This window comes from Stenotrophomonas sp. LC732 (genome assembly GCF_052446685.1).
GTDB lineage: Bacteria > Pseudomonadota > Gammaproteobacteria > Xanthomonadales > Xanthomonadaceae > Stenotrophomonas > Stenotrophomonas muris.
The window spans coordinates 1,939,744-1,965,248 of the sequence record NZ_CP199214.1; the positions used below are offsets into that span (position 1 = coordinate 1,939,744).

Annotated in this window: 17 protein-coding genes; 13 read left to right on the forward strand and 4 right to left on the reverse strand. The window is 66.8% G+C overall.

Going from position 1 to position 25,505, the window contains the following annotated elements; translation table 11 throughout:
- Positions 1-28 precede the first annotated feature (28 nt).
- From carB to ACT6SE_RS09380, 3 genes are read left to right on the forward strand one after another with little or no spacing between them, the layout of a single operon-like run.
- A complete protein-coding gene (carB, locus tag ACT6SE_RS09370; RefSeq protein ID WP_444811146.1) occupies positions 29-3,271 on the forward strand; it encodes a carbamoyl-phosphate synthase large subunit in 3,243 nt (1,080 codons plus the stop codon).
- 8 nt (positions 3,272-3,279) lie between these two features.
- On the forward strand, positions 3,280-3,744 hold the full coding sequence (gene greA, locus ACT6SE_RS09375; RefSeq protein WP_026347191.1) for a transcription elongation factor GreA: 465 nt from the start codon (positions 3,280-3,282) through the stop codon (positions 3,742-3,744).
- Positions 3,745-3,748: 4 nt separating this feature from the next.
- On the forward strand, positions 3,749-4,666 hold the full coding sequence (locus ACT6SE_RS09380) for a Regulatory protein, RpfE type (protein WP_014646995.1): 918 nt from the start codon (positions 3,749-3,751) through the stop codon (positions 4,664-4,666).
- A 112-nt stretch (positions 4,667-4,778) separates the two neighbouring features.
- Here ACT6SE_RS09380 and ACT6SE_RS09385 read toward each other — a convergent pair whose 3' ends face one another.
- Complete coding sequence (locus tag ACT6SE_RS09385; RefSeq protein WP_046429956.1) at positions 4,779-5,819, reverse strand: DUF1176 domain-containing protein; 1,041 nt, start codon at positions 5,817-5,819, stop codon at positions 4,779-4,781.
- Positions 5,820-5,964: 145 nt separating this feature from the next.
- On the opposite strand from ACT6SE_RS09385, the gene recJ reads away from it, so the two are divergent.
- On the forward strand, positions 5,965-7,722 hold the full coding sequence (recJ, locus tag ACT6SE_RS09390; protein ID WP_444811147.1) for a single-stranded-DNA-specific exonuclease RecJ: 1,758 nt from the start codon (positions 5,965-5,967) through the stop codon (positions 7,720-7,722).
- Between the two features lie 142 nt (positions 7,723-7,864).
- Positions 7,865-10,774: a VIT domain-containing protein gene (locus tag ACT6SE_RS09395; RefSeq protein WP_046429955.1), complete on the forward strand. Its 2,910-nt coding sequence runs from the start codon at positions 7,865-7,867 to the stop codon at positions 10,772-10,774.
- A 102-nt stretch (positions 10,775-10,876) separates the two neighbouring features.
- On the opposite strand, the gene ACT6SE_RS09400 is transcribed toward ACT6SE_RS09395, so the two are convergent.
- Positions 10,877-12,076 carry an acyltransferase family protein gene (locus ACT6SE_RS09400; protein ID WP_046429954.1) on the reverse strand — a complete coding sequence of 400 codons (1,200 nt, stop codon included), beginning with the start codon at positions 12,074-12,076 and terminating at the stop codon, positions 10,877-10,879.
- A 175-nt stretch (positions 12,077-12,251) separates the two neighbouring features.
- On the opposite strand from ACT6SE_RS09400, the gene ACT6SE_RS09405 reads away from it, so the two are divergent.
- The 3 genes from ACT6SE_RS09405 to ACT6SE_RS09415 all read left to right on the forward strand — a co-directional run bounded on the left by ACT6SE_RS09405 (position 12,252) and on the right by ACT6SE_RS09415 (position 15,247).
- Entirely contained in the window at positions 12,252-13,112 is an 861-nt protein-coding gene (locus tag ACT6SE_RS09405) for a LytTR family DNA-binding domain-containing protein (protein WP_046429953.1), read from the forward strand.
- A 70-nt stretch (positions 13,113-13,182) separates the two neighbouring features.
- Positions 13,183-14,308 (forward strand): peptide chain release factor 2 gene (gene prfB, locus ACT6SE_RS09410; protein WP_014037064.1). Its coding sequence is split into 2 segments (ribosomal slippage): positions 13,183-13,257 and positions 13,259-14,308, totalling 1,125 coding nucleotides; the frame shifts between segments, so codons are not numbered across the junction.
- Between the two features lie 156 nt (positions 14,309-14,464).
- Entirely contained in the window at positions 14,465-15,247 is a 783-nt protein-coding gene (locus tag ACT6SE_RS09415) for a helix-turn-helix transcriptional regulator (protein ID WP_046429952.1), read from the forward strand.
- Between the two features lie 199 nt (positions 15,248-15,446).
- On the opposite strand, the gene ACT6SE_RS09420 is transcribed toward ACT6SE_RS09415, so the two are convergent.
- Positions 15,447-16,307 (reverse strand): IS3 family transposase, encoded by an 861-nt coding sequence (locus ACT6SE_RS09420; RefSeq protein WP_046429951.1) that lies wholly within the window; start codon positions 16,305-16,307, stop codon positions 15,447-15,449.
- Positions 16,304-16,597 carry a transposase gene (locus ACT6SE_RS09425; protein WP_006388655.1) on the reverse strand — a complete coding sequence of 98 codons (294 nt, stop codon included), beginning with the start codon at positions 16,595-16,597 and terminating at the stop codon, positions 16,304-16,306. Before ACT6SE_RS09425 ends, ACT6SE_RS09420 begins: the two co-directional genes overlap by 4 nt.
- Positions 16,598-17,148: 551 nt before the next feature.
- On the opposite strand from ACT6SE_RS09425, the gene ACT6SE_RS09430 reads away from it, so the two are divergent.
- From ACT6SE_RS09430 to ACT6SE_RS09450, 5 genes are all read left to right on the forward strand, one after another.
- A complete protein-coding gene (locus tag ACT6SE_RS09430) occupies positions 17,149-18,534 on the forward strand; it encodes an NAD-dependent succinate-semialdehyde dehydrogenase (protein WP_014647003.1) in 1,386 nt (461 codons plus the stop codon).
- 62 nt (positions 18,535-18,596) lie between these two features.
- The gene (locus tag ACT6SE_RS09435) at positions 18,597-20,237 is read left to right on the forward strand and encodes an acetolactate synthase large subunit (RefSeq protein WP_014647004.1); all 1,641 of its coding nucleotides are present in this window, start codon (positions 18,597-18,599) and stop codon (positions 20,235-20,237) included.
- A 187-nt stretch (positions 20,238-20,424) separates the two neighbouring features.
- Positions 20,425-21,936 carry a lysine--tRNA ligase gene (lysS, locus tag ACT6SE_RS09440; RefSeq protein ID WP_012480078.1) on the forward strand — a complete coding sequence of 504 codons (1,512 nt, stop codon included), beginning with the start codon at positions 20,425-20,427 and terminating at the stop codon, positions 21,934-21,936.
- A gap of 205 nt (positions 21,937-22,141) precedes the next feature.
- The gene (locus ACT6SE_RS09445) at positions 22,142-23,287 is read left to right on the forward strand and encodes a response regulator (RefSeq protein ID WP_032959453.1); all 1,146 of its coding nucleotides are present in this window, start codon (positions 22,142-22,144) and stop codon (positions 23,285-23,287) included.
- Complete coding sequence (locus ACT6SE_RS09450) at positions 23,284-25,461, forward strand: response regulator (protein WP_444811148.1); 2,178 nt, start codon at positions 23,284-23,286, stop codon at positions 25,459-25,461. Before ACT6SE_RS09445 ends, ACT6SE_RS09450 begins: the two co-directional genes overlap by 4 nt.
- The last annotated feature ends 44 nt before the right edge of the window (positions 25,462-25,505 follow it).

The window sequence follows — 25,505 nt, forward strand, 5'->3', positions numbered from 1 at the left end:
GTCACGCTGTACTGACTTAGAGAAGAAAATGCCCAAGCGCACTGACCTCAAGACCATCCTCATCATCGGTGCTGGCCCGATCGTCATCGGCCAGGCCTGCGAGTTCGACTACTCCGGCGCCCAGGCCTGCAAGGCCCTGCGTGACGATGGTTACCGCGTGGTGCTGGTCAACAGCAACCCGGCCACGATCATGACCGACCCGGAGATGGCCGACGCCGTCTACATCGAGCCGATCAACTGGCAGACGGTCGAGAAGATCATCGCCAAGGAAAAGCCCGATGCGCTGCTGCCGACCATGGGTGGCCAGACCGCGCTGAACTGCGCGCTGGACCTGGCCGACAACGGCGTGCTGGAGAAGTACAACGTCGAACTGATCGGCGCCAAGCGCGAAGCGATCCGCATGGCCGAAGACCGCGAGCTGTTCCGCGTGGCCATGGGTGAGATCGGCCTGGAATGCCCGACCGCCGCCGTCGCCCACACCCTGGACGAAGCGCTGGAGATCCAGACCCGCGTCGGCTACCCGACCATCATCCGCCCCAGCTTCACCCTGGGCGGCAGCGGTGGCGGCATCGCCTACAACCGCGAAGAGCTGGTCGAGATCGTCAGCCGCGGCCTGGAACTGTCGCCGACCACCGAGGTGCTGGTGGAAGAGTCGGTGCTGGGCTGGAAGGAGTTCGAGATGGAAGTGGTCCGCGACACTGCGGACAACTGCATCATCGTCTGCTCGATCGAAAACCTGGACCCGATGGGCGTGCACACCGGTGACTCGATCACCGTGGCGCCGGCGCAGACCCTGACGGACAAGGAGTACCAGCGCCTGCGCGATGCCTCCATCGCCGTGCTGCGCAAGATCGGCGTCGATACCGGTGGCTCGAACGTGCAGTTCGGCATCAACCCGAAGACCGGCCGCGTGGTCGTCATCGAGATGAACCCGCGCGTGTCGCGTTCCTCGGCGCTGGCCTCCAAGGCCACCGGCTTCCCGATCGCCAAGGTCGCCGCCAAGCTGGCCGTGGGTTACACCCTGGACGAACTGAAGAACGAAATCACCGGTGGCCTGACCCCGGCCTCGTTCGAGCCGTCCATCGATTACGTCGTCACCAAGATCCCGCGCTTCGCCTTCGAGAAGTTCCCGGCCGCCGACGCCCGCCTGACCACCCAGATGAAGTCGGTGGGCGAGGTGATGGCGATGGGCCGTACCTTCCAGGAGTCGGTGCAGAAGGCCCTGCGTGGCCTGGAAACCGGCAAGGTCGGCTTCGACCCGACCGGCCTGGACCTGGCCAACGAAGACGACCTGCAGACCCTGCGTCGCGAGTTGAAGGCGCCGGGCCCGGAGCGCCTGTTCTTCGTCGCCGACGCGTTCCGCGCCGGCATGAGCGTGGAAGAGATCTACGCACTGTCGTTCATCGACCACTGGTTCCTGGACCAGATCGAGGAAATCATCGCTGCAGAAGGCGAAGTCGCGGCCGGTGGCATCGACGCGCTGGATGCCGCACGCCTGCGCAAGCTGAAGCGTGCTGGCTTCTCCGATGCGCGCCTGGCGCAGCTGACCGGCACCAATGAAGCCGCCATCCGCGCGCTGCGTCGTGCGCACAAGGTGCGCCCGGTCTACAAGCGCGTGGACTCCTGCGCCGGTGAATTCTCCACCGGTACCGCCTACCTGTACTCGACCTACGAGGACGAGTGCGAGGCTGCACCGAGCAACCGCGACAAGATCATGATCCTGGGTGGTGGCCCGAACCGCATCGGCCAGGGCATCGAGTTCGACTACTGCTGCGTGCACGCGGCACTGGCGCTGCGCGAGGATGGCTATGAAACCATCATGGTCAACTGCAACCCGGAAACCGTGTCGACCGACTACGATACCTCCGACCGCCTGTACTTCGAACCGCTGACCCTGGAAGACGTGCTGGAAATCGTCGAACTGGAACAGCCGAAGGGCGTGATCGTGCAGTACGGCGGCCAGACCCCGCTGAAGCTGGCGCGCGCGCTGGAAGCCAATGGCGTGCCGGTGATCGGCACCAGCCCGGACTCGATCGACCTGGCCGAAGACCGCGAGCGCTTCCAGCAGCTGGTCGACAAGCTGGGCCTGAAGCAGCCGCCGAACCGCATCGCCCGCAACGACCAGGAAGCCCTGCTGCTGGCCCGCGAGATCGGCTACCCGCTGGTGGTGCGCCCGAGCTACGTGCTGGGCGGCCGTGCGATGGAAATCGTCTACGGCGAAGCCGACCTGGCCCGCTACGTGCGCGACGCGGTGAAGGTGTCCAACGATTCGCCGGTGCTGCTGGACCGCTTCCTCGACAACGCCGTGGAGTGCGACGTCGACATCATTGCCGATGCCCAGGGCAACGTCCTGATCGGTGGCGTGATGGAGCACATCGAAGAAGCCGGCGTGCACTCGGGCGATTCCTCGTGCTCGCTGCCGCCGTACTCGCTGTCGGCTGAAACCCAGGCCGAGCTGCGCCGCCAGGTGGTGGAGCTGGCCAAGGCCCTGAACGTGGTCGGCCTGATGAACACCCAGTTCGCGATCCAGACCAGCGACGAGGGTGCCGACACCATCTACCTGCTGGAAGTGAACCCGCGTGCCTCGCGCACCGTGCCGTTCGTGTCCAAGGCCACCGGCATGCCGCTGGCCAAGATCGCCGCCCGCTGCATGGCCGGCAAGACGCTGGCGGAGCAGGGCGCGACCAAGGAAATCGTGCCGGACTACTACTCGGTGAAGGAAGCGATCTTCCCGTTCGCCAAGTTCCAGGGCGTCGACCCGATCCTCGGGCCGGAGATGCGCTCCACCGGTGAGGTGATGGGCGTGGGCCGCACCTTCAACGCCGCCTTCGCGCGGGCGCAGGAAGCCGGCGGCATCAAGGCGCCGCCGGTTGGCAAGGCCTTCGTCTCGGTGCGTGATCCGGACAAGAAGCGCGTGCTGCCGGTGGCCAAGGCGCTGCTGGCGCGCGGCTACAGCCTGGTCGCCACCCGTGGCACCGCCGCCTGGCTGCAGCAGCACGGCATGGACTGCGAGATCATCAACAAGGTGGTCGAAGGCCGTCCGCACATCGTCGACTCGATCAAGAACGGCGAGATCGTCTACATCGTCAACACGACCGAAGGTCGTTCGGCGATCAACGACTCGTTCTCGATCCGTCGCGAGGCGCTGCAGCATCGCGTCACCTACTCGACCACCATTGCCGGCGCCAAGGCGCTGGTGGATTCACTGGAATTCCGCGGCACCGGTCCCGTCTGGTCGCTGCAGGAGCTGCACAAGGAGTTGAATGCATGAGAGCCCCCATCACCATGAAGGGCGCGCAGAAGCTGCGCGACGAACTGGATCACCTGAAGTCGGTCAAGCGCCCGAAGGTGATCGCCGCCATCGCCGAAGCGCGTGAGCATGGCGACCTGAAGGAGAACGCCGAGTACCACGCCGCGCGCGAGGAACAGGGCTTCATCGAAGGCCGCATCAAGCAGCTGGAAGGCGAGCTGTCGCACGCCGAGATCATCGACGTGAGCAAGCTCAACGCCGGCTCCAAGGTGGTGTTCGGCGCCAGCGTGACGCTGGCCGACGTGGAAACCGACGAAGAGAAGAAGTACCAGATCGTCGGTGACCTGGAAGCGGACATCAAGCTGGGCCTGATCGCGATTTCCTCGCCGGTGGCGCGCGCGATGATCGGCAAGCTGGAAGGCGATTCGATCGTGATCGACGCCCCGGCCGGCCAGCGCGAGTACGAGATCGTCAGCGTCAGCTACGTGGACTGACACGGTGGCAACGGCGACCCTGCTGTTGCCGGCCCGCAGCCGCTTTGCCGCGGCTGCGTTGCCGGACGATGTGGCACGTGCGCTCGGCCGTGCCACGACCGTGCAGGTCGCGCCGGGCGAACGCGCGCAGCTGACGCGCCATTTCGCGGTCGCCGCGCCGCACTGGCCGGTGGCCGCGTTGACCCGCCAGCGCGACGTCGGCGATGCGGCCGGCGCCAGCTGGCTGCGTGCCGATCCGGCCTGCATGGTGCCGGACATGCATGGCGCGCGGATGATGGCCTACGGCGAAACGCTGCGGCCGACGCTGGCCGACAGCCTGGCCCTGCTGCCGGTGCTGCAGCCCTTGTTTGCCGATGCCGGGTTCGTGCTTGACGCACCGGACCCGTCGCGCTGGTACCTGCGGCTTCCAATCGACCTGGTGCTGCCGGACTTCAATAGTCCGGACGAGGTGCTGGGCGATGACCTGTTCTCGCATCTGCCGGAGGGCGAGGGCGGCCGTCGCTGGCGGGCGCTGATGACCGAAGCGCAGGTACTGCTGCACAACCATTCCTGGAACCAGCAGCGCGCCGCTCAGGGACAACAGCCGATCAATTCGCTGTGGTTCTGGGGCGGTGGCGTGATGCCGGTGTCGGTCAGCACGCCGCACGCACAGGTGCGCAGCCGCGATGCCCTGCTGCAGGGCCTGGCCCTGGCGGCTGGCGTAGCCGTCGATGGCGAACAGGCGGTGGATGCACTGGTCGACCTGCGCCAGCTGCGTTCGCTGCAGCAGCTCGGCAATGATGCAATCCGGCCGCTGCTGGCCGCGCTGAAGCGTGGCGAGCTGCAGCGGCTGGTGCTGGATTTCGAGGACGGCCTGCAGTTCCAGCTGGACCGCGGCCAGCGCTGGCAGTTCTGGAAGAAGCCGCGGCAGCTTCACGATTGATCGGGGTCGACCGATCGGGGTCGGATCCGTTTTCCATCGGAAAACGGCTCTGACCCCCAGGGTTTGTCGGGGTTGCCGACCAGCGGCCGGCACTACCGCAGGTAGCGGCGCCTCAACGGACCTCGCTGACCACCGTCGGCAGTGTCCAGTGCCCGCCGAGCATATTGCGACACTGGCCCGTCGTGAAATCGCTGCTCTTCACGAAGCGCTCCCCGTCCCACACCCAGTCATTGGCGGAGATGCAATCGCCGACACCGCGGCCTCGGGAGCGGCCTCGCAGCGTAGCGTCATCGCGGTCAAAATCTTCGGCCAGGTTGGTGACAAAGGTCGCCTGGTACGGCGATTTGTCTCGCACCACCCAGTAGGCGTTGCTCATGTTGTAGGCACCCACGAAGCAACTGGTGCTTGCCAGTACATGCTGGGCGTCCAGTCGCTGGATCTCGATCTCATCTGTCCCGCCATCGCTCAGGCGGCCGCACTCATCCGGCTTCGGCAGGCTGGCGATCAGCGCCTTGCGCAGGCCCGGTGCCTTGGCCAGCGCCGCGTCCGAGGCGCGCGGTGCCATCAGCGTGCCGCGCACGATCACTGGTACCGGCAACGCCGCAGGCACGCTCGCTTCGGGCTTGTCGCCACGCCGCCCCAGCGCACCGGGCGTGCCCAGCCGGCCCTGGGCCTCGTCCATCTTCAGCAGTACGGCCGCTGCGCCGCTGTCGGAGATCGGCCACGCCTTGCCCTTGCCGTCGATGATCTCGATGCGTGCCTGGCGCGGCAGTGCGGCGACCAGTGCATCGGTCTGTGCCTGCTGCAACAACACGTTGTCCCCGTCGCCGGTGTCGTGCACCGGGCCCAGGTCCTTGCCGTTCAGGCGCAGGCGCAGCGCCCCGGTCGGCGTCGGGCTTTCGCCATCCTCGCCATTGCGCAGCCGCGCGAGCACCTTCGTAGCCGGGCCGCCCGCGCGTTCCAGCATCAGGCTGAGCAGATTGCCGGGTTCTTCCGGGCTGTAGCCGGCGGCGCGGCAGGTGCGGGTGTTGTCACAGGCCAGCGACCAGTCGTTGTGCTGGAACTGCACGCCGGCCTTCGGTTCGGGCGTGGCGGCGTGGGCGGCCGGGGCCAGTGCGAGGCCCAGCAGCGCGGGAAGCAGCGTGCGATGCATGCGTTGAAGTCCATTTCCGGGCCGACAAGCATGGAAGATATGCTGGCAGATTCCAAATGCTCGCGATCAGGGGGGAGCCTCCTGCGGGCAGAGAGATCCGACCCCGCGCTATCATGGGGATGTCTTCCGCAACCCGGCGATGCCGATGTCCCTTGCCGCCGATGCTGTGCAGCCATTCCCTGATACGCCGACGATCCGCCGCCGCGATGCGGTCGCGCCCGGCAGCTGGCCGGAGGGCACGCTGCCGCTGCTGGCGCGTCTCTATGCCAACCGAGGCGCCGGTACACCGGAGTTGGCGCAGCCGAAACTGGGCCATCTGCACGCCCCCGAGCTGCTGACCGGCATCGATGATGCGGTGGGTCTGCTGATCGAGGCCATCGCCAATGACAGGCGCATCCTGGTGGTCGGCGATTTCGATTGCGATGGCGCCACCGCCTGTGCGGTCGGCGTGCGTGGCCTGCGCATGCTCGGCGCGCAGCATGTCTTCCACGCGGTGCCGAACCGAATGGTGCACGGCTACGGCCTGTCACCCTCACTGGTGGAGGAGCTGGCCGAGCTGCAGCCGGACCTGCTGGTCACGGTCGACCACGGCATCGCCTGCCATGCGGGCGTGATCGCGGCCAAGGCGCGGGGCTGGCAGGTGCTGGTCACCGACCATCACCTACCCGGGCCGCAGCTGCCGCCGGCCGATGTCATCGTCGATCCCAATCTCGACGGTGATGCCTTCCCCAGCAAGTCGCTGGCCGGCGTCGGCGTGATCTTCTACGTGCTGATGGCGCTGCGCCGGCACATGCGCGAGGCCGGCGTCTTCGCCGATGGCAAGGGGCCGGACCTGACCACGCTGCTGGACCTGGTGGCGGTCGGCACCGTCGCCGACCTGGTGGCGCTGGATCCGAACAACCGGGCACTGGTCAGCGCGGGCCTGCGGCGTCTGCGCGCGGGGCATGGCTGTGTCGGCCTGCGTGCGCTGATCGAAGCCAGCGGCCGTGATGCCGCGCGGCTCACAGCCACCGACATCGGCTTCGCGCTCGGCCCGCGCCTGAATGCCGCGGGCCGGCTGGAAGACATGGCGCTGGGCATCGCGCTGCTGCTGACCGAAGACCCGCGCCAGGCGCGCGAGATCGCGCAGACGCTGGAGCAGATCAATTCGGAACGGCGCGCCGTGCAGCAGTCGATGACCGATGACGCCGAGCAGGCGTTGACCCGGGTAGTGCTGGACATGGCCGGTCAGCGACCGGTGGCGGCCTGCCTGTTCGATGCCGACTGGCATCCGGGCGTGGTCGGCCTGGTCGCGTCGAAGATGAAGGATCGCCTGCATCGCCCGGTGATCGCCTTTGCCCCGGCCGAACCGGGCGCCGACACCCTGCGTGGCTCGGCGCGCTCGATTCCCGGCCTGCACATCCGTGACGCCCTGGCGCTGGTCGACGCGCGCCATCCGGGCCTGATCGAACGCTTCGGCGGCCACGCCATGGCGGCCGGGCTCAGCCTGCGGCGTGACCACGTCGATGACTTCAAGGCCGCCTTCGTCGCCGTGGTGCTGGAAATGCTCGACCCGGCGGCACTGCAGCAGCAGGTCCTCAGTGATGGCGAACTGGCGGCGGACGAGCTGGACCATCGCCACGCCGATGCGTTGCGCCTGGCCGGGCCGTGGGGCCAGGGTTTCCCCGAGCCACTGTTCGACGGCCACTTCGAAGTGGCCAACTGGCGCGTGCTGAAGGAGCGTCACCTGAAGCTGGAACTGCGCCTGCCCGGCGTACCCGGTACGATCAACGCCATCCATTTCGGCGGCTGGCACGGCAACGCGCCCGGTCGCCATGTGCATCTCGCCTATCGCCTCGCCTGCGACGACTATCGCGGCGGCAGCGCCATCCAGCTGATCGTGGAGCACTGCCTGCCCGCATGAAAAAAGGGGACGGAGGGGATTAAGTCGCTTGTGCCTTGTTTGCCACTTGCGACTTAATCCCCTCCGTCCCCTTTTTGGGGGCGCCAACCCCATTACGGTTGCTGGTGCGTTCAAAGGTTCACGATCCCACTGGAGTCCGGTCATGGTCTTCGCCCGTTGCTGCACCGTATTGCTGCTGGCCGTTGCGGCCTGGCCCGTTGGCGCACAGTCGCCGACGATCTCCCGGCCGCAGGCCGCCACGCCGCTGCTGATCGCGCCGGCGGCTGAGCAGTCGGTTCAATTACGACACGCCCGCATCGAAGGCGAAGTCCAGGCCGGCATCGCCCAGACCCGGATCACACTGGAATTCCACAACCCGAACCGGCGCGTGCTGGAGGGCGAGCTGCAGTTCCCGCTGGCCGACGGTCAGCAGGTCAGCGGCTTCGCGCTGGATATCAACGGCGAGATGCGTGACGCGGTGCCGGTGCCCAAGGATCGCGGCCGCCAGGTGTTCGAGGAGATCGCCCGTCGCGGGGTCGACCCGGGCCTGCTGGAACAGACCGCTGGCAACCAGTTCCGGTTGCGCATCTACCCGCTGCCGGCCGGCGGTAGCCGGCGCGTGGAGCTGGTGATTCGCGAGCCGTTGGCCTTCGCCGGCCAAGGCTGGCAGTGGACGCTGCCGCTGCAGTTCGCCGCCGGCGCGGCCTCGGTTGAACTGAAACTGCAGACACCCGGCGCGACCACTGCAGGTACGGCACCCTTCCGCATCAGCGCGGGCCAACTGCTGTGGCAGGGCAAGGGCGCGCAGTTGCCGCAGCAGCTGCAGTGGAACCTGCCGGCAGCACGTCAGGCGCAGGTGCAGGTGGCGCCCTGGCAGGACGGCCATTACCTGTTGGCGCAGCTGCCGGTGGTGGCCAGCAGCACGCCGCGCACGTTGCCCAGCGAGATCGGGCTGCTGTGGGACGGTTCCGGCTCGGCGGGCCAGCGCGATCGCACACGTGAGTTCGCCCTGCTGGATCGCTATTTCGCTGCGCTGGGTGACGGCAGCGTGGCGTTGACCGTACTGCGGGATCGCGCCGAGCCGGTGCGTCGATTCCGCATCCGCGCCGGCAACTGGAGCGAGCTGCGCGCAGCCCTGCAGGCCGTGCGCCCGGACGGTGCCAGCGCGCTGGCGCAGTGGCAGCCGCAATCGAGCGTGAAGGAATACCTGCTGTTCAGCGATGGCCTGCTGACCTATGGGCCGGAACAGCTGCCGGCGATGGCGCCGGATCAACGCCTGTTTGCGGTCAGCAGCGCCGGCGCGCGCACCGATGCCGTGCGACTGCGTGGCTGGAGCGAAGCGCATGGTGGTCGCTTCGTAGCGCTGGGGAAGGATGTCGAATTGGCCGCCCGTGAGCTGCTGTCGTCGCCGCTGGATGTGCAGGTCGATGCAGGGCGCGGCGTGCAGGACGTGGTGATCGATCGTCGCAGTGAAGCCCAGGGCTGGTTGTGGCTGCATGCACGACTGGCGGCCGACGGCGTGCCGATGCGGGTGCGCGTGGGTGGCGGCGAATGGCAGGCACTGCCGGCCACGCAGAAAAGCGATGACGGCGAACTGCTGGCCGGCCTGTGGGCGCAGGCGCGCCTGCAGCAGCTGGCCGCCGACCGCCGCGGCAACCGCGAGGCCATGCAGCGCCTGTCGCAGCAGTTTGGCCTGGTCGGGCCGGATACCTCGCTGATCGTGCTGGAGACACTGGAGGACTACCTGCGCTATGCGATCCGCCCTTCGGGCACGCTGCGCGCCGAGTACGACGCCAGGTTCGCAGTGCAGGTAAGAGATCGCGCCGCTGCTGATCGCCAGCGCCTGGATGAGGTGGCGGCACGCTGGAAGGAGCGCCAGCAGTGGTGGAACCGCAGCTGGCCGAAGGGAATGCCGCCGCAGGCAAAGGGCGGGGCACTGGAAGTGGCCTCCGCGGACTACGCGATGGAATCAGCGCCGGTGGCGATGCTCGCCGCGCCGGCCCCGGCGGCACCACCCGCCCCGGCACCGATGGCCGCCGCCGAGCAGCGCATGGAAGCCAGCAGCGCGCGTGCGCGTCGCTCAGCGCCTGCATCGAACAAGGCCCTGGATTCAATCACGGTCACTGGTGGCCGTGTCGCTGCGCCCGCTGCTGCCAACGACGGCCAACTCGGCATCCAGCTGGCGGCCTGGCAGCCGGACTCGGCCATCGCCCGGCGCCTGCGCGAGGGCCCGCCGTCGCAACTCTACGACCGCTATCTGGCCGAGCGCGATGCCCACGCCGACAGCAGCGCGTTCTTCCTCGATGTGGCCGACCTGCTGCTGGAGCAGGGCCAGCGCGAACTGGCACTGCGGGTACTGTCGAACCTGGCCGAGATGGATCTGGACAACCGGCATCTGCTGCGCGTGCTCGGCTACCGGCTGATGCAGGCTGATGCCCCGGCACTGGCGGTGCCGGTGTTCGAGCAGGTGCTGGCGATGGGCCAGGAAGAACCGCAGAGCTTCCGCGACCTGGGCCTGGCGCTGGCAGCGGCCGGCAAGCCGCAGCAGGCGCTGGCGCCGCTGTACCAGGTGGTGGTGCGGCCGTGGGACAGCCGCTTCGATGGCATCGCCCTGATCGCATTGGATGAGCTGACCAACCTGGTGGCGCGCAGCACGCCACGGCTGGATACCTCGGCCATCGACCCGCGCCTGCTGCAGGCAATGCCGCTGGACCTGCGCGTGGTGCTGTCGTGGGATGCCGACAACAGCGACATGGACCTGTGGGTGACCGACCCGAACGGCGAGCGTGCCTACTACGGCAACCGCCAGACCTACCAGGGCGGGCGGATGTCGCAGGACTTCACCGGCGGCTATGGCCCCGAGCAGTTCTCGCTGCGCAACGCCAAGCCGGGCAAGTACAAGGTCGAGGCGAACTATTTCGGCAGTCGCCAGCAGCTGGTGACCGGTGCGACGACGCTGATGCTGCGCCTGACCACCCATTGGGGCACGGCCAAGCAGAAGGACCAGATGGTGACAATGCGGCTGAAGGATCGCGCCGAAACCGTGCTGGTGGGCGAGTTCGAGGTGCGTTGATCGCTCGGGCACCCGTGTAGAGTCGAGCTGGCTCGACTGCCTCAATGTAGAGCCGAGCCTGCGCTCGGCTCATGGCAGAAGCAGCCGAGCGCAGGCTCGGCTCTACACTACTGCGGTGCGCGCCATTGGCGCCGCCGGCGGATTCGCACGCAGGCCGAACAGGGGCCGCAGCCAACGCACGCGACGGATCAGCAACTCATGGATCAGCAGGCAGCCGCCGACAGTACCGGCCAGCAGCAGGGCCGGTTCCATCCACGGGCCCAACTGAAGTGGCTTGAGCCAGAACAGCAGCACGATGATCAGGCTCTGGTGCAGCATGTACCAGGGATAGATCGCCTCGGTGCAGTACGGCAGCCAGCGGAACGGGCGATCGAGGAAGACCTTTCCCCAGCCGAGGATGGCCAGCAGCGCGGTCCATACGTAAAGCGACTGGCTGGCCCGGCCCTGCAGGTCCCAGAACGGTTCGGGCCATTGCCGCAGCGGGGAGTCGGCGGGCAATACCTGGCCGAGGATGCGCAACCCCAGATACCAGCCGACGGCAGCCAGCGCCAGCCATAGCGTGGTGCGGCGCAGGGCGACCACGCGCTCCCAGAACACCGGTTCACGACCCAGCAGGTAGCCGGCCAGGAACACCGTGGCGTACTTCGCGTGCTGGTACCAGTCGCCGAGCAGGGCATTGGTGGACGGGTAGATCGGCTCCAGCCAGATCACCCAGGCCAGCAGCAGGGCGGACGGAAGGCCGATCAGCAGCATCGGCGATGCTGCGCAGAGCGCCATCGCGCGGCGAACCACCGCCGTTCCCAGCAATGGCATCAACAGGGCCAAGGCCAGCGTGTAGTTCCACAGATAGGCCAGGTACCACAGGTGGTTCCAGGTGATGCCGTACTGCCAGCCGGCGAAGCTGCCTTCCGGCCACGGCCGCACCTGCCAGTAGCGCAGCAGGAAGTGGCCGAAGCCGGGTGCCACGTGGCCGTTTGCCACGCCTTCGCAATAGGGCTGGATCGGCACGATCACGAACATGCCGAACAGCAGCGGCAGCAGCAGCCGCCAGGTGCGCAGGCCGGCGAAGCGCAGCAACCTGCCTTCCGGCCGCATCAGCGCGATGGCGATACCCGAGATCAGGAACAGCAGCGACATCCGCCAGCGGTTGACGAACAGCATCGGCCACTGCAGCCATTCGGCGGTATGCACGCTCTTGAGGTGAAAGCCCCAGTCGTCCACGTAGGCCATGGCGGTGTGGTAGAGGATCAGCAGGGCGAAGGCGAACACGCGCAGGGCGTCGATGTCGTAGCGTCGGGTCATGGTGGTGGTGTGCCGGAGAGTCGAGCCAAGGTGACGCCGCCCGGTCCGTGCGGCGACTGGCAAGGGGCCGCTGGAACCGACGCAGTGACCAATGGCGGGGGTGGTGGGATCAATGGAGCCGCTACCCTTTGTCCCTTGAGGCAGGCTGGAGCACCGCAACGACATGGATGCAGCAATGACTCAGGGCCGACCATCGCGCTGGCGTACTTCAACCCGCCTGCTGGTATGGGCGGCGATCCTGTCGGCCTCGGCAGTGACCAATGCGCTGGTGGAAGTGATGGACGCCAATCGCCGCGGCGCCGATCTCGGGCTGTGGGAGCCGATGATCTGGGAGTTCAGCAGCCTCGGCCTGGTCCTGTTGACCCTGCCGCTGCTGTGGTGGGGCTGCGAGCGCTGGCCGCTGCATGCCGATACCTGGAAGCGGCGATTGCCGCTGTATCTGCTGGCCAGCGTCGGCTGGTCGCTGCTGCACGTGGTGGGGATGGTGCTGCTGCGGCACCTGGCCTACGGGTCGCTGGGCCATCGCTACCAGGATGATGCCGGCTGGCTGGAGCGTTTTGCCTACGAATACCTGAAGGATGTACGCACGTTTGCGATGTTCGTGGCACTGGAGCACTTTGCCAGCTGGTTCGGCCGGCGCAGGCAGGGCGAGGCGAGCCTGCTGGCCGAGCCGGACGTCGGCCCACCGGTGGAGCCGGTCGAGCGCCCCCAGCACTTCCTGGTGCGCAAGCTGGGCAAGGAGTTCCTGGTCGCCACGGCGGACGTGGAGTATGCCCAGGCCGCGGGGAACTATGTGAACCTGCGGGTACGCGGCCACGACTATCCGCTGCGGATCACCATGGCGGTGCTGGAGCAGCGGCTCGACCCGGGCGAGTTCCTGCGCCCGCACCGCAGCTGGCTGATCCATCGGGGCCAGCTGCGCTCGATCGAGCCGCTGGACGGTGGCGAGGCCCTGCTGCACATGGCCGACGGGGCGAAAGTGCCGTGCAGCCGGCGCCAGCTGCCGCTGCTGCGGCAGGCGCTGGGGGCAGGGTGAGGCCCTCATTCCGGGCACCCGCAGCCTGCGGTATCATTACCAGTCATCTTTTGAATGCATAACCGCCGACATGATCGAACTGAATCCTGTCCGCCAGCGCATCACCGATCTGACCGATCGCGTGCTGTCGCTTCGGGGGTATCTTTGACTACGACGCCAAGAAAGAGCGTCTTGAAGAAGTAACGCGGGAGCTGGAAAGCCCCGACGTCTGGAACAACGCCGAGTACGCCCAGAACCTGGGCCGCGAACGTTCCAGCCTGGAAAAGACCGTGGGCGGCATCGCCTCGGTGCTCGATGGCCTGAACGACGCCACCGAGCTGCTGGAGCTGGCCGAGTCCGAGCAGGACGAGGACACCGCCCTGGCCGTGGTCGCCGACCTGGACAAGCACCAGGCCCACGTGGAGAAGCTGGAGTTCCAGCGCATGTTCTCCGGCGAGATGGACAATGCGGCGGCGTTCGTCGACATCCAGGCCGGTGCCGGCGGCACCGAAGCCCAGGACTGGGCCGAGATCCTGCTGCGCATGTACCTGCGCTGGTGCGAGTCGCGCGGCTGGAAGACCGAACTGATGGAAGTGTCCGGTGGCGACGTTGCCGGCATCAAGTCGGCCACGCTGCGCGTGGAAGGCGACTATGCCTATGGCTGGCTGAAGACCGAGACCGGCGTGCACCGCCTGGTGCGCAAGTCGCCGTTCGACTCGGACAACCGCCGCCACACCAGCTTCACCTCGGTGTTCGTGTCGCCGGAAATCGACGACAACATCGACATCACCATCAACCCGGCCGACCTGCGTACCGACGTGTACCGTTCGTCCGGTGCCGGTGGCCAGCACGTGAACAAGACCGAGTCGGCGGTGCGTATCACCCACATCCCGACCAACATCGTCGTGGCCTGCCAGACCGGCCGCAGCCAGCACCAGAACCGCGACAACGCGATGAAGATGCTGGCCGCCAAGCTGTATGAACTGGAGATCCAGAAGCGCAACGCCGAGAAGGACGCGGTGGAAGCCACCAAGTCCGACATCGGCTGGGGCAGCCAGATCCGCAACTACGTGCTCGACCAGAGCCGCATCAAGGACCTGCGCACCGGCATCGAACGGTCGGACACGCAGAAGGTGCTGGACGGCGACCTGGACGAGTTCGTCGAGGCCAGCCTGAAGGCCGGCCTGGCCGTGGGCTCCAAGCGCGTCGATGCCTGATCGGCGCGCCTGCGCGGATATCGTCACCCTCGTGCGCAACGCCGAGGGTGGCTGATCACGCTTCCGATGTGGGGCCGAGCCCATGCTCGGCTGCTGTTGGCGCAGTAGCAGATGCGTCGAGCATGGCTCGGCGCTACAACGGGTACGGCGGTAGCGATGATGCGCAGCGAAAGTGAACGCAAGGAACTCGGCGGCTTTCTCAAGGCCTGCCGTGCCCGTGTCGATCCTGCCACGCTCGGCCTGCCGGCCGGGCGCCGGCGTACCCCGGGCCTGAAGCGCGAGGAAGTCGCGCTGGCGATCGGGGTGAGCGTCAGCTGGTACACCTGGATCGAGCAGGGCCGTGAAGTGCGCGCCTCGCCCGAGGTGCTGGAGCGCCTGGCGAAGGTGCTGCGCATGAGCGACGACGAACGCGCCTACGCGTTCGCGCTGTCCGGCTACGGCGTGCCGCTGGAATCACCGGACGAGAGCGTGACTGACGGCTTGCGCCAGCTGGTGGAGGCGATGCAGCCGATCCCGGCCTATGTGCGCAACACCCGCTTCGACATCCTGGCCTGGAACCCGGCCATCGCCGATCTGTTCGTGGACTACAGCCAACTGGCGCCGCATGAGCGCAACACGCTGCGGCTGATGTTCCTGTACCCGCCGTACCGCACGCTGATCCTCAACTGGGAAGAAATGACCCGCGGCCTGCTGGCAGGCTTCCGTGCGGCGATGGCGCAGGCGCCGGACAAGGCGCCGTTCCTGGCGCTGGTGGAGGACATCGCGGCGCATAGCGAGGAGTTCCGCCAGTGGTGGCCGGAGCACGACGTGCGTCGGTTCGATGAAGGGGCGAAGAAGCTGAACCATCCCACGCGCGGGTTGCTGGACCTGCAGTACGTGGCGCTGGTGCCGGAGAGCCGGCACGACCTTTCCCTGGTCACTTACCTGCCGCGTAGGTAGGTTGGTCGGCAGGGCTTGCAGCCCTGCACCTGCTCAATGCAACGGCCAAAGCCAGAGCCAGAGCTAGAGCTGGATTCCGTGGGTTGGCGGGGCGGTGTCGGAGTGCGGGGACGCCGTAAACCCGTCCCTGGGGGCTTGGCAGCCGCATCCATGCGGCTGACTGATCTGGCCCCCTGAAAACGGACGCCATGAAGCCGTTTCAGGCGGCAGTCCGGAGCTGCCGGGCGTAGTTGTTAGGCGAGTGGTAGCCCAGCGCCGAGTGTAGCCGGGCTGGATTGTAGAAGCCGTGGATGTAAGCAGCGATGGACTGGCTGGCTTGTTCTCTACTGGCGTAAGGCTCGGCAGCCTCTTCTGTCTTGAGCGTCGCAAAGAAGCTCTCGGCCACCGCGTTGTCCCAGCAATTGCCAGGCCGGCTCATGCTTTGGACCACGCCATGGGACTGCAGCAGCTGGCGAAACTCGTTTCCCCAGTACTGCCCACCACGATCTGAATGGAAGATCAGGCCGGGTCGTTGTGGATGCAGAGCCCAAGCATTGGCAAATGCTTTCACCACCAGCTCTTCAGTCAGACGCGTGGAAACGCTGTAGCCCAGCACCTGCCGGGTCTGGACGCTGATGACCACGGCCAGATGCAGCCATCCCTGGCGGGTAGGGACATACGTGATATCCCCGACCCACGCCGTCGGTCCGGTTCCGGGGGCAAATTGCCGATCCAGCAGGTTGGGGGCGAGCTGAGATGAGCCGCCAGAGGACTTGGGTCGGAATCGGCCTTTGGCCTTGCCCTGGATTCGCTCCTCGGCCATTAACCGTGCCACGCGCTTGTGGCCGACTGGATGATTCCTGGCTCGTAAGGCCCTGACCAGCCGACGTCGCCCATAACTGCGCCTGCTGGTCACATGAATGGCCCGAAGCTCGGTACGGAGGGCCAAATCGACATCGCACGTTTGGGCACACTGCCGGTGCAGGTAGTCATGGAATCCAGAGACAGAAACCCCAAGAACCCGACACAACAACCTGGTCGGGTACTGAGTCCTTTGACTGGCGACGAAGGCGTACCTCACTTGGACTCTCTGGCAAAGAACGCCGCCGCTTTTTTTAGGATTTCCCGCTCCATCTTCAGATTGGCGTTCTCGGCCCGAAGGCGGCTGATCTCGCTTTCCAGGTCGGTGGCTGGCCTGCGAGCCTCAGAGGTCAACGACCGGCCAGCACGGACCGCGTCAAGCCAATTTGCCAGCGTCTTGACCGACATCTCCAACTGACGGGCCGCTGCGGCCGGCCCGAGCGACTCGGCCAGCTCCACGGCTTGGTGCTTGAACTCATCGGTATAGCTACGACGGGTGATACGGGACATAAGGGACCTCCAAGTGCGATCAAAGTATCGCTTCTTGGCGTCCGCTGACGGGGGGCCAGATCAGACACCCCGCACTCCGACACCGCCCCACCTTTGAAAGGTTCACGCGGCTGTTGGTAGGTGTCGACCTTGGTCGACACATCTGTCAGATATCGAAAGAAATTCCGGGGTCAGATCCGTTTTCCTATGGAAAACGGATCTGACCCCAAGAGCATTTCCGACAGATCGCGGAAAACCGTCGAAGGCGGGGTGGGTCCGGTTGCGGGAGTGTCCGCGGCATGGATGCCGCGGCCAAGCCCCCAAGGACGGGTTTACGGCGTCTCCGGCAACCGGACCCACCTCGCCATCCCACGGATAGCCCGCTGTTGCTGCTGCTTCGGCTGTTGCCGTTGCCTCTGCGGGTGCAGGGCGCAGCCCTGCAAGAGCCCCCATTCAGACAGGTAAGTGCAGGTCACAGGATAAGCAGACGCCTTGTTGCCTCCGCCAATCGGGTCCACATTCCTGTGCAGGAGACGGGCCGCCGCCCGTCGTCGAGACACCCGGAGACCTGCATGTCCGCTGCCCCCACCACCGCCATTTCCCGCGATCCGGCTACCGGCCAGCAGATCGCCAGCCATCCCTTCGCCACCGATGCCGAACTGGATGCGATCCTCGAGCGTGGCCAGGCCGGCTTCGCCGCCTGGAGCGCCAGCAGCCTCGAACAGCGGGCCACAGTGCTGCGTGCGATGGCCGCCGTACTGCGCCGTGACCGTGAAAAGCTGGCTGCGCTGGCTACCGCCGAGATGGGCAAGGTGCAGGCCGAAGCACTGGCCGAGATCGAGAAGTGTGCCGTGCTGTGCGACTGGTACGCCGACCATGGTGCGCAGTTCCTGCGCGACGAGCCGACCCAGGTGCCCGACGACAAGGCTTACGTGTCCTACCTGCCGCTGGGCGTGGTGCTGGGCATCATGCCGTGGAATTTCCCGTACTGGCAGGTGATGCGCGCGGCGGTACCGATCCTGATGGGCGGCAACGGCTTCCTGCTGAAGCCGGCCGAGAACATCGTCGGCACCGCGCAGCTGCTCGATGCCGCCTGGCGTGATGCCGGGCTGCCGGAAGGCACCTTCATCGCCGCCAACATCAGCCGCGAGGGTACCAGCCGTGCGATCGCCGATGACCGCATCGCCGCCGTCACCCTGACCGGCAGCGTGGCCGCAGGCCGCAGCATCGCTGCCCAGGCCGGGCAGGCGCTGAAGAAGGTGGTGCTGGAACTGGGCGGCTCGGATCCGTTCATCGTGCTGGCTGACGCTGACCTGGATGCGGCCGTCGATGCGGCGGTGACCTCGCGCTTCCAGAACACCGGGCAGGTCTGCATTGCCGGCAAGCGCATCATCGTTGAAGACGCGGTGTACGACCGCTTCGTGGCGCAGTTCTGCCAGAAGGTGCAGGCGCTGACCATCGGTGATGGCCGTGAAGCGGGCAATCGCATTGGTCCGATGGCACGCCAGGACCTGCTGGAACAGTTGGACGCGCAGGTGCGCGCCTCGGTGGACGCAGGCGCGAAGCTGCTCGTCGGCGGCCATCAGCTCGATCGCCCGGGCGCGTTCTACGCGCCCACCGTACTGGCGGACGTGGAGCCGGGCATGCAGGCCTTTGACACGGAAACGTTCGGGCCGGTGGCCTCGATCAGCCGCGCCCGCGATGCCGACCACGCGGTGGAACTGGCCAACCAGAGCGAGTTCGGCCTCAGCGGCAACCTGTGGACCGGTGACCGCGCGCGGGCCATGCAGCTGGCGCGCCGGCTGCAGACCGGCGGTGTGTTCGTCAACGGCTTCTCCGCTTCCGACCCTCGCGTGCCGATCGGCGGTGTGAAGAAGAGCGGCTTCGGCCGCGAGCTCTCGCACTTCGGCATCCGTGAATTCGTCAACGCGCAGACAGTGTGGTTCGACAAGCATTGACGCGCGGCTCTCATCCTTCCTGCAACGATCCACCATCAGTCCAGCACAAAGGACGGCATCCGATGTCCAAGGGTTCAGATCTGCTCGTCGCCGCACTTGAGAACGAAGGCGTCGAGCGCATTTTCGGCATTCCCGGCGAAGAAAACCTCGACGTGGTCGAGTCGCTCCGCCATTCCAGCATCGAACTGGTCATCACCCGCCACGAACAGGCGGCGGTGTTCATGGCGGCCACTTACGGCCGCCTGACCGGCAAGCCGGGCGTATGCCTGGCCACGCTCGGCCCGGGCGCGCTCAACTTCACCACCGGCGCCGCCTATGCGCTGCTGGGTGCGTGGCCGGTGATCATGATCACCGGCCAGAAGGGCATCGTCGCCAGCAAGCAGGCGCGCTTCCAGATCGTCGACATCGTCGGCACGATGAAGCCGCTGACCAAACAGGCGCGGCAGATCGTCTCGGCACGCACCATTCCGACCATCGTCCGCGAGGCGTTCCGTGTCGCCCAGGAAGAGCGCCCGGGCCCGGTGTTGCTGGAGCTGCCCGAAGACATTGCTGCCGATGAGGTCGAGGGCGTGGCGCTGATTCCGCCGCACGCGGTGGACCGTCCCATTGCCAGCCCGGAGGCGCTGGATCGGGCAGCAGAGCTCATCCGCAATGCAAAGCGGCCGCTGCTGATGATCGCTTCGGCGGCCTCGCGGCCGCAGTCCAGCGACGCGCTGTCCGCGTTCGTGCTGCGCGCCGGCATCCCGTTCTTCACCACGCAGATGGGCAAGGGCGCGGTGGCCGGTGGTTCAGGCCTGTACATGGGCACCGCGGCGCTGACCGAGCGCGATTACGTGCACATGGCGATCGACCAGGCCGACGTGATCGTGACCATCGGCCACGAGGTCACCGAGAAGCCGCCATTCGTGATGCGCCCGGGTGGGCCGACGGTGATCCATATCGGGTACTCGCAGGCGGCGGTGGAACAGGTGTATTTCCCGCAGGTGGAGGTGATCGGCGATATCGGTCGTTCGCTGACCCAGCTGGCCGACCGCATCGAGGGCGCGGTGCCGAATGCCGCTGCGCTGCTGCCGCTGCGCGCGACCATCCTCGAGCACCTGGCCGACCGGGCCGAAGAGGCCGGGTTCACCCCGCAGCGGCTGGTGCACGACGTGCGCCAGGTGATGCCGCCGGATGGCATCGTGGCGCTGGACAACGGCATGTACAAGATCTGGTTCGCGCGCAACTACCGCACCCAGGTGGCCAACACGCTGCTGCTGGACAACGCGCTGGCGACGATGGGCGCGGGCCTGCCGTCGGCGATCATGGCCTCGATCCTGTATCCGCAGCGGCGGGTGCTGGCGGTGTGCGGCGACGGCGGCTTCATGATGAACAGCCAGGAGCTGGAGACGGCCCGCCGGCTGGGCCTGAACCTGGTGGTGCTGATCCTCAACGACGGTGCCTACGGCATGATCCGCTGGAAGCAGGCCGTGGACGGATTCACCGACTACGGCATGACCTTCAGCAACCCCGATTTCGTGAAGTACGCCGAGGCCTATGGCTGCAAGGGCCACGAGGTGACGGCCATCGAGCAGTTCATCCCGACCCTGGAAGCGGCCTTCAACGAGGGCGGGGTGCACCTGGTGTCGGTGCCGGTGGACTATTCGGAGAACCAGCGGGTGCTGGTGGATGAGTTGCGCCAGGCGTTCCCCGGCAACAGGTAGCGGCGGAGCAGGGCCGGCCGATCCGCCCGGTAGGTGTCGACCTTGGTCGACACGCACGGCGCCAACCAAGGTTGGCGGCTACCGGGGCGGGCCCGGCCCAGGGCTGGGGCTGGGCGGTTTTGGTATGCTGGGCAACCGGCTGTGCCGGGCGCTGCATCCCCCCTCACTACACGATTCCCGCAGATCCATGAGCGAAGCTACCGATACCCCCCCCGTCGACGAAAACAAGTTGATCGCCGAGCGCCGTGAGAAACTCAAAGCGCTGCGTGGGCAGGGCATCGCGTACCCGAACGACTTCCGTCGCGAGGACTTCGCCGGCCGCCTGCAGGAAGAATTCGCAGATGCCGAAACCTGGACCGCCGAGGCCCTGGAAGGCAACGGCCGCCAGGTGAAGATGGCGGGCCGCCTGATGGCCAAGCGCATCATGGGCAAGGCCAGCTTCGCGCAGATCCAGGACGAGTCCGGCCGCATCCAGCTGTTCCTGCAGGGCGCGGTGCTGGGCGATGCCTATACCGCCTTCAAGGGCTGGGACGTGGGCGACATCATCGCCGTCGAAGGCGGCCTGACCCGTACCAAGACCGGCGAGCTGTCGGTCAAGGCCGAATCGATCCGCCTGCTGACCAAGTCGCTGCGCCCGCTGCCGGACAAGTGGCATGGCCTGGCCGACGTCGAGCAGCGTTACCGCCAGCGTTACGTCGACCTGATCGTGACCCCGGAGTCGCGCGCGGTGTTCATCAAGCGCTCGAAGATCATCCGCGCCATGCGCGCGTGGCTGGACAACCGCGACTTCCTGGAAGTCGAGACGCCGATGATGCATTACATCCCCGGCGGCGCGGCGGCCAAGCCGTTCACCACCCACCACAATGCGCTGGACCTGGACCTGTACCTGCGCGTGGCGCCGGAGCTGTACCTCAAGCGCCTGACCGTGGGTGGCCTTGAGCGCGTGTACGAGATCAACCGCAACTTCCGCAATGAAGGCGTCAGCACCCGCCACAACCCGGAATTCACCATGATGGAGCTGTACGAGGCCTATGCCACGTACAACGAGATCATGGACCTGACCGAAGGCGTGATCCGTGACGTGGCCAAGGCCGTCAACGGTGGCACCGAGGTCGAATGGGACGGCGCGAAGATCGACCTGGGCCCGGCATTCCGCCGCTGGCGCATGGACGAGGCGGTGCGCCACCACAATCCGGAAATCTCTGCGGCGGACTGCACCGACCGCGACGCGCTGCTGCGCCATTGCGAGCGCCTGAAGATCCGCGTCAAGCCGTCCTACGGCTGGGGCAAGCTGCTGCTGGAGATCTTCGAGGCCACCGTCGAGCACACCCTGATCCAGCCGACCTTCATCACCGACCATCCGGTGGAGGTCTCGCCACTGGCGCGTGCCAACGACAATGACCCGGGCTACACCGACCGCTTCGAGCTGTTCGTGAACGGCAAGGAGCTGGCCAACGGCTTCTCCGAGCTGAACGATCCGGAAGACCAGGCCCAGCGCTTCCAGGCCCAGGTGGCGGCGAAGGAAGGTGGCGATGACGAGGCCATGCACTACGACGCCGACTACATCCGTGCGCTGGAGTACGGCATGGCACCGACCGGCGGCCTCGGCATCGGCGTGGATCGCCTGGTGATGCTGCTGACCGGCAGCAGCTCGATCCGCGATGTACTGCTGTTCCCGTACATGCGTCCGGAGCAGTAAGTCGTCTTTTTGACTCCCGATTGTGCGCGCCGTCCCGAAACGAGACGGCGCGATTGACGCGTCCCGCACTCGGCGTATCGTAATTGCACTACCTTGACGCCTGTTATGGCTTGATCGGCGCCAGGGGGAGGGCACGGTGTGGGGAGTCCGCTTCACATTGTGATGACGATCATGAATCGGGACGCATGACACGGGAGTCAGGCCGATGCAGGGTGCGAGCGTTCGCAGCGGCAGAGTATCCTCGCCTGCTGATGATCCAGCGTGGTCGAGAAACCAGGCAGAGTACGCGTTGAACATCGTCATCGTTGACGACCAGACTTCGGCCCGGACGATGCTGCGTCACGTCATCGAAGACATCGCGCCGGAACTGAGCGTGTATGACTTCGGAGACCCGCTGACCGCATTGGCCTGGTGCGAAGCCCATCCGGTCGACCTGCTGCTGCTCGATTACCGCATGCCGGAGATGGATGGGCTGGAATTCGCCCGTCGTTTCCGTCGCCTGCCCAAGCACCGTGACATTCCGGTGATCCTGATCACCGTGGTCGGTGACGAGCCGATCCGGCAGGCGGCACTGGAAGCAGGCGTCATCGACTTCCTGGTCAAGCCGATCCGCCCGCGCGAGCTGCGTGCGCGCTGCTACAACCTGCTGCAGCTGCGCCAGCAGACCGAGAACGTGAAGCAGCGGGCGCTGTCGCTGGAGCAGCGCCTGCTGGCCAGCATGCATGAGGTCGAAGAGCGCGAGCGCGAGACGCTGTCGCGGCTGGCACGCGCGATCGAGTTCCGTGATGCCGGCACCAGCGCCTACCTGGAGCGCATGGCGCGCGTGGCCGGACTGATCGCCGAACAGCTCGGGCTGCCCGAAGAGGAGGTGCGCCTGATCGAAATGGCTGCGCCGCTGCATGACATGGGCAAGATCGCCATTCCCGATGCGGTGCTGCTCAAGCAGGGCAAGCTCAACGAGGAAGAGCTGGCGATCATGCGCCGGCACCCGCGGATTGGCCATGAACTGCTGAGCGGCAGCCAGAATCGCTTCATCCAGGTTGGCGCGTTGATCGCACTGCGTCATCATGAGCGCTACGACGGCAGTGGCTATCCCGATGGGCTGGTCGGCGACGCGATTCCGCTGGAAGCGCGCATCGTGGCCGTCGCCGATGTCTTCGACGCCCTGATTTCGCCCCGTCCGTACAAGGAAGCATGGACCATGGAAGCCACCCTGGCTTATCTCTACGCCCAGCGTGGCCGCCTGTTCGATCCCCGATGCGTGGACGCGCTGCTGCGCGGCCGCGAACAGCTCGACCAGATCTGCGCCGAGCATTCGATGGCGTCCGCGCGCCCGGGGCTGGGCGCGTGAAACGCCTGTTGTCGCAGCTGCGGCTGCGCCTGTCCCAGCGCCAGGACAGCGAGCACGGCCAGCAGATCGTCCGCATCGTGCTGATCAGCCTGATCCTGGCCTACGTACTGTTGCCGGCACCGCGCCACGATCTGCCGCATACCCAGTACGTCGGTGTGCTGGCGATTGTGCTGACCGGCCTGAGCCTGTCACTGTTGCTGTTCGGCTGGCTGCTGTGGCGGCCGGCGCGTTCCGATCCCCGCCGCGTGCTGGGCATGTTGGCTGACTACGGCCTCATTGCTGCCGGCATGGTGCAGATGGGTGAGCCGCTGGCCTGGGTCTACATCGTGGTGATGTGGGTGACGGTCGGCAATGGCATGCGCTTTGGCAACCACTATCTGTACGTGGCGGTGGCCATGGCGATGGTGAGCTTCGGTTGCACCGTGATGCTGACGCCTTACTGGCAACAGAATTTCCGCCTGGCCATCGGCCTCTGGCTGGGCCTGGCAGCGGTGCCGCTGTACTTCTCGACATTGCTGCGGCAGTTGACCGAAGCGATGGCCGAAGCGCGCCGCGCCAGCGAGGCCAAGAGCCGGTTCCTGGCCAACATGAGCCATGAGTTCCGCACGCCGTTGAACGGTCTCAACGGCATGACCGAAGTGCTGGCCACCACGCGCCTGGATGACGAGCAGCGCGAGTGCCTCAACACCATCCAGGCGTCGTCGCGCAGCCTGCTGGCACTGGTGGAGGAAGTGCTGGACATCTCGGCCATCGAGGCCGGCAAGCTGCGCGTGGTGGCCGAGGACTTCGCCGTGGCCGACGTGATCCAGGTGATCGGTCTGATCCTGTTGCCACAGGCCAAGGCCAAACGGCTGGATTACCGGGTGAAGGTGGCCGATGGTGTGCCGCCACGCGTGCGCGGCGATGTCGGGCACCTGCGGCAGATCCTGCTGAACCTGGCCGGCAACGCGGTCAAGTTCACCGACCATGGCCGGGTCGAGATACGTGTCGGCGTGGTGCAGGCCGACGCCAGCGGGGCGGTGCGGTTGCGCTTCGACATCCTCGACACCGGCATCGGCGTGCCACCTGCCATGCGTGCACGGCTGTTCGACGCGTTCGAGCAGGCCGATGTCAGCATGGCGCGCCGCCACGAGGGGACGGGGCTGGGCACGACCATCGCCAAGGGCCTGGTCGAGGCGATGGACGGTGACATCGGCTATCTGGAAAACCCGCCGCGCGGCAGCCACTTCTGGGTCGAGCTGCCGTTCGCGCCGCCGCAGCCGCAGGTGCCGGGCGCGGTGCCGAGCCTGAGCGGCGACGAAGACGCGGGCCCGGGCGGCAACGTGATCGCTTTTGCCGATCCGTTCCTGCGCCATCGCGCCCGCGTGCGCAGCATGCAGATCCTGGTGGCCGACGACCACGAGGCCAACCGCATGGTCCTGCAGCGCCTGCTGCAGAAGGCCGGCCATCGCGTGCTGTGCGTGGACGGCGGTGAGGCGGTGCTGGATGCGCTGGCCGACAGCGAGTTCGACGCGGTCATCGTCGATCTGCACATGCCGGGCATGAGCGGGCTGGACATGCTCAAGGAACTGCGGGTGATGCAGGCCGGCGGCGGTCCGCGCACGCCGGTACTGGTACTCAGTGCGGATGTAACGCCCGAGGCGATCCAGCGCTGTACCCAGGCCGGCGCACATGCCTTCCTGGCCAAGCCCGTCGTTGCGGTGCGCCTGCTCGATACGCTGGCCGAGATCGCCAGCAATGCCCAGCTGAAGACCATGGCCGCACCGGTGGTGCGACCGGCGGCGCCGCTGCAGGATGGCGTGCTCGACAGCAGCGTGCTGGACGAACTGGCTTCGCTGGGCATGGGCGAGGGCTTCGAACGTGAGTTCATCCGCCAGTGCCTGGAGGACGTGGCGAGCTGCATGGGCAAGGCCGAGCAGGCCGGCGAGGCCACGCAGTGGGATGTGTTCCGCGAACAATCCCACGCGATCAAGGGCGTGGCCAGCAATCTCGGCCTGATGCGCGCGTCCAACCGTGCCGGCGAGCTGATGCGGATGGCCGACTGGCAGCTAAAGACCGAATGGCGTCAGCGCCTGGGCATCCTGCAGGAGGCGATCAAGGAAGGTCGGCGCGCGCTGGACGCGCGGGCCGAACGCCGCATGCGCGGCGCCGCCGATGATGGTGAAGCGCGCTGAGGCGTGGCGTGAACCCAAAAAAAGCCCGGTGGCCAGCCGGGCTT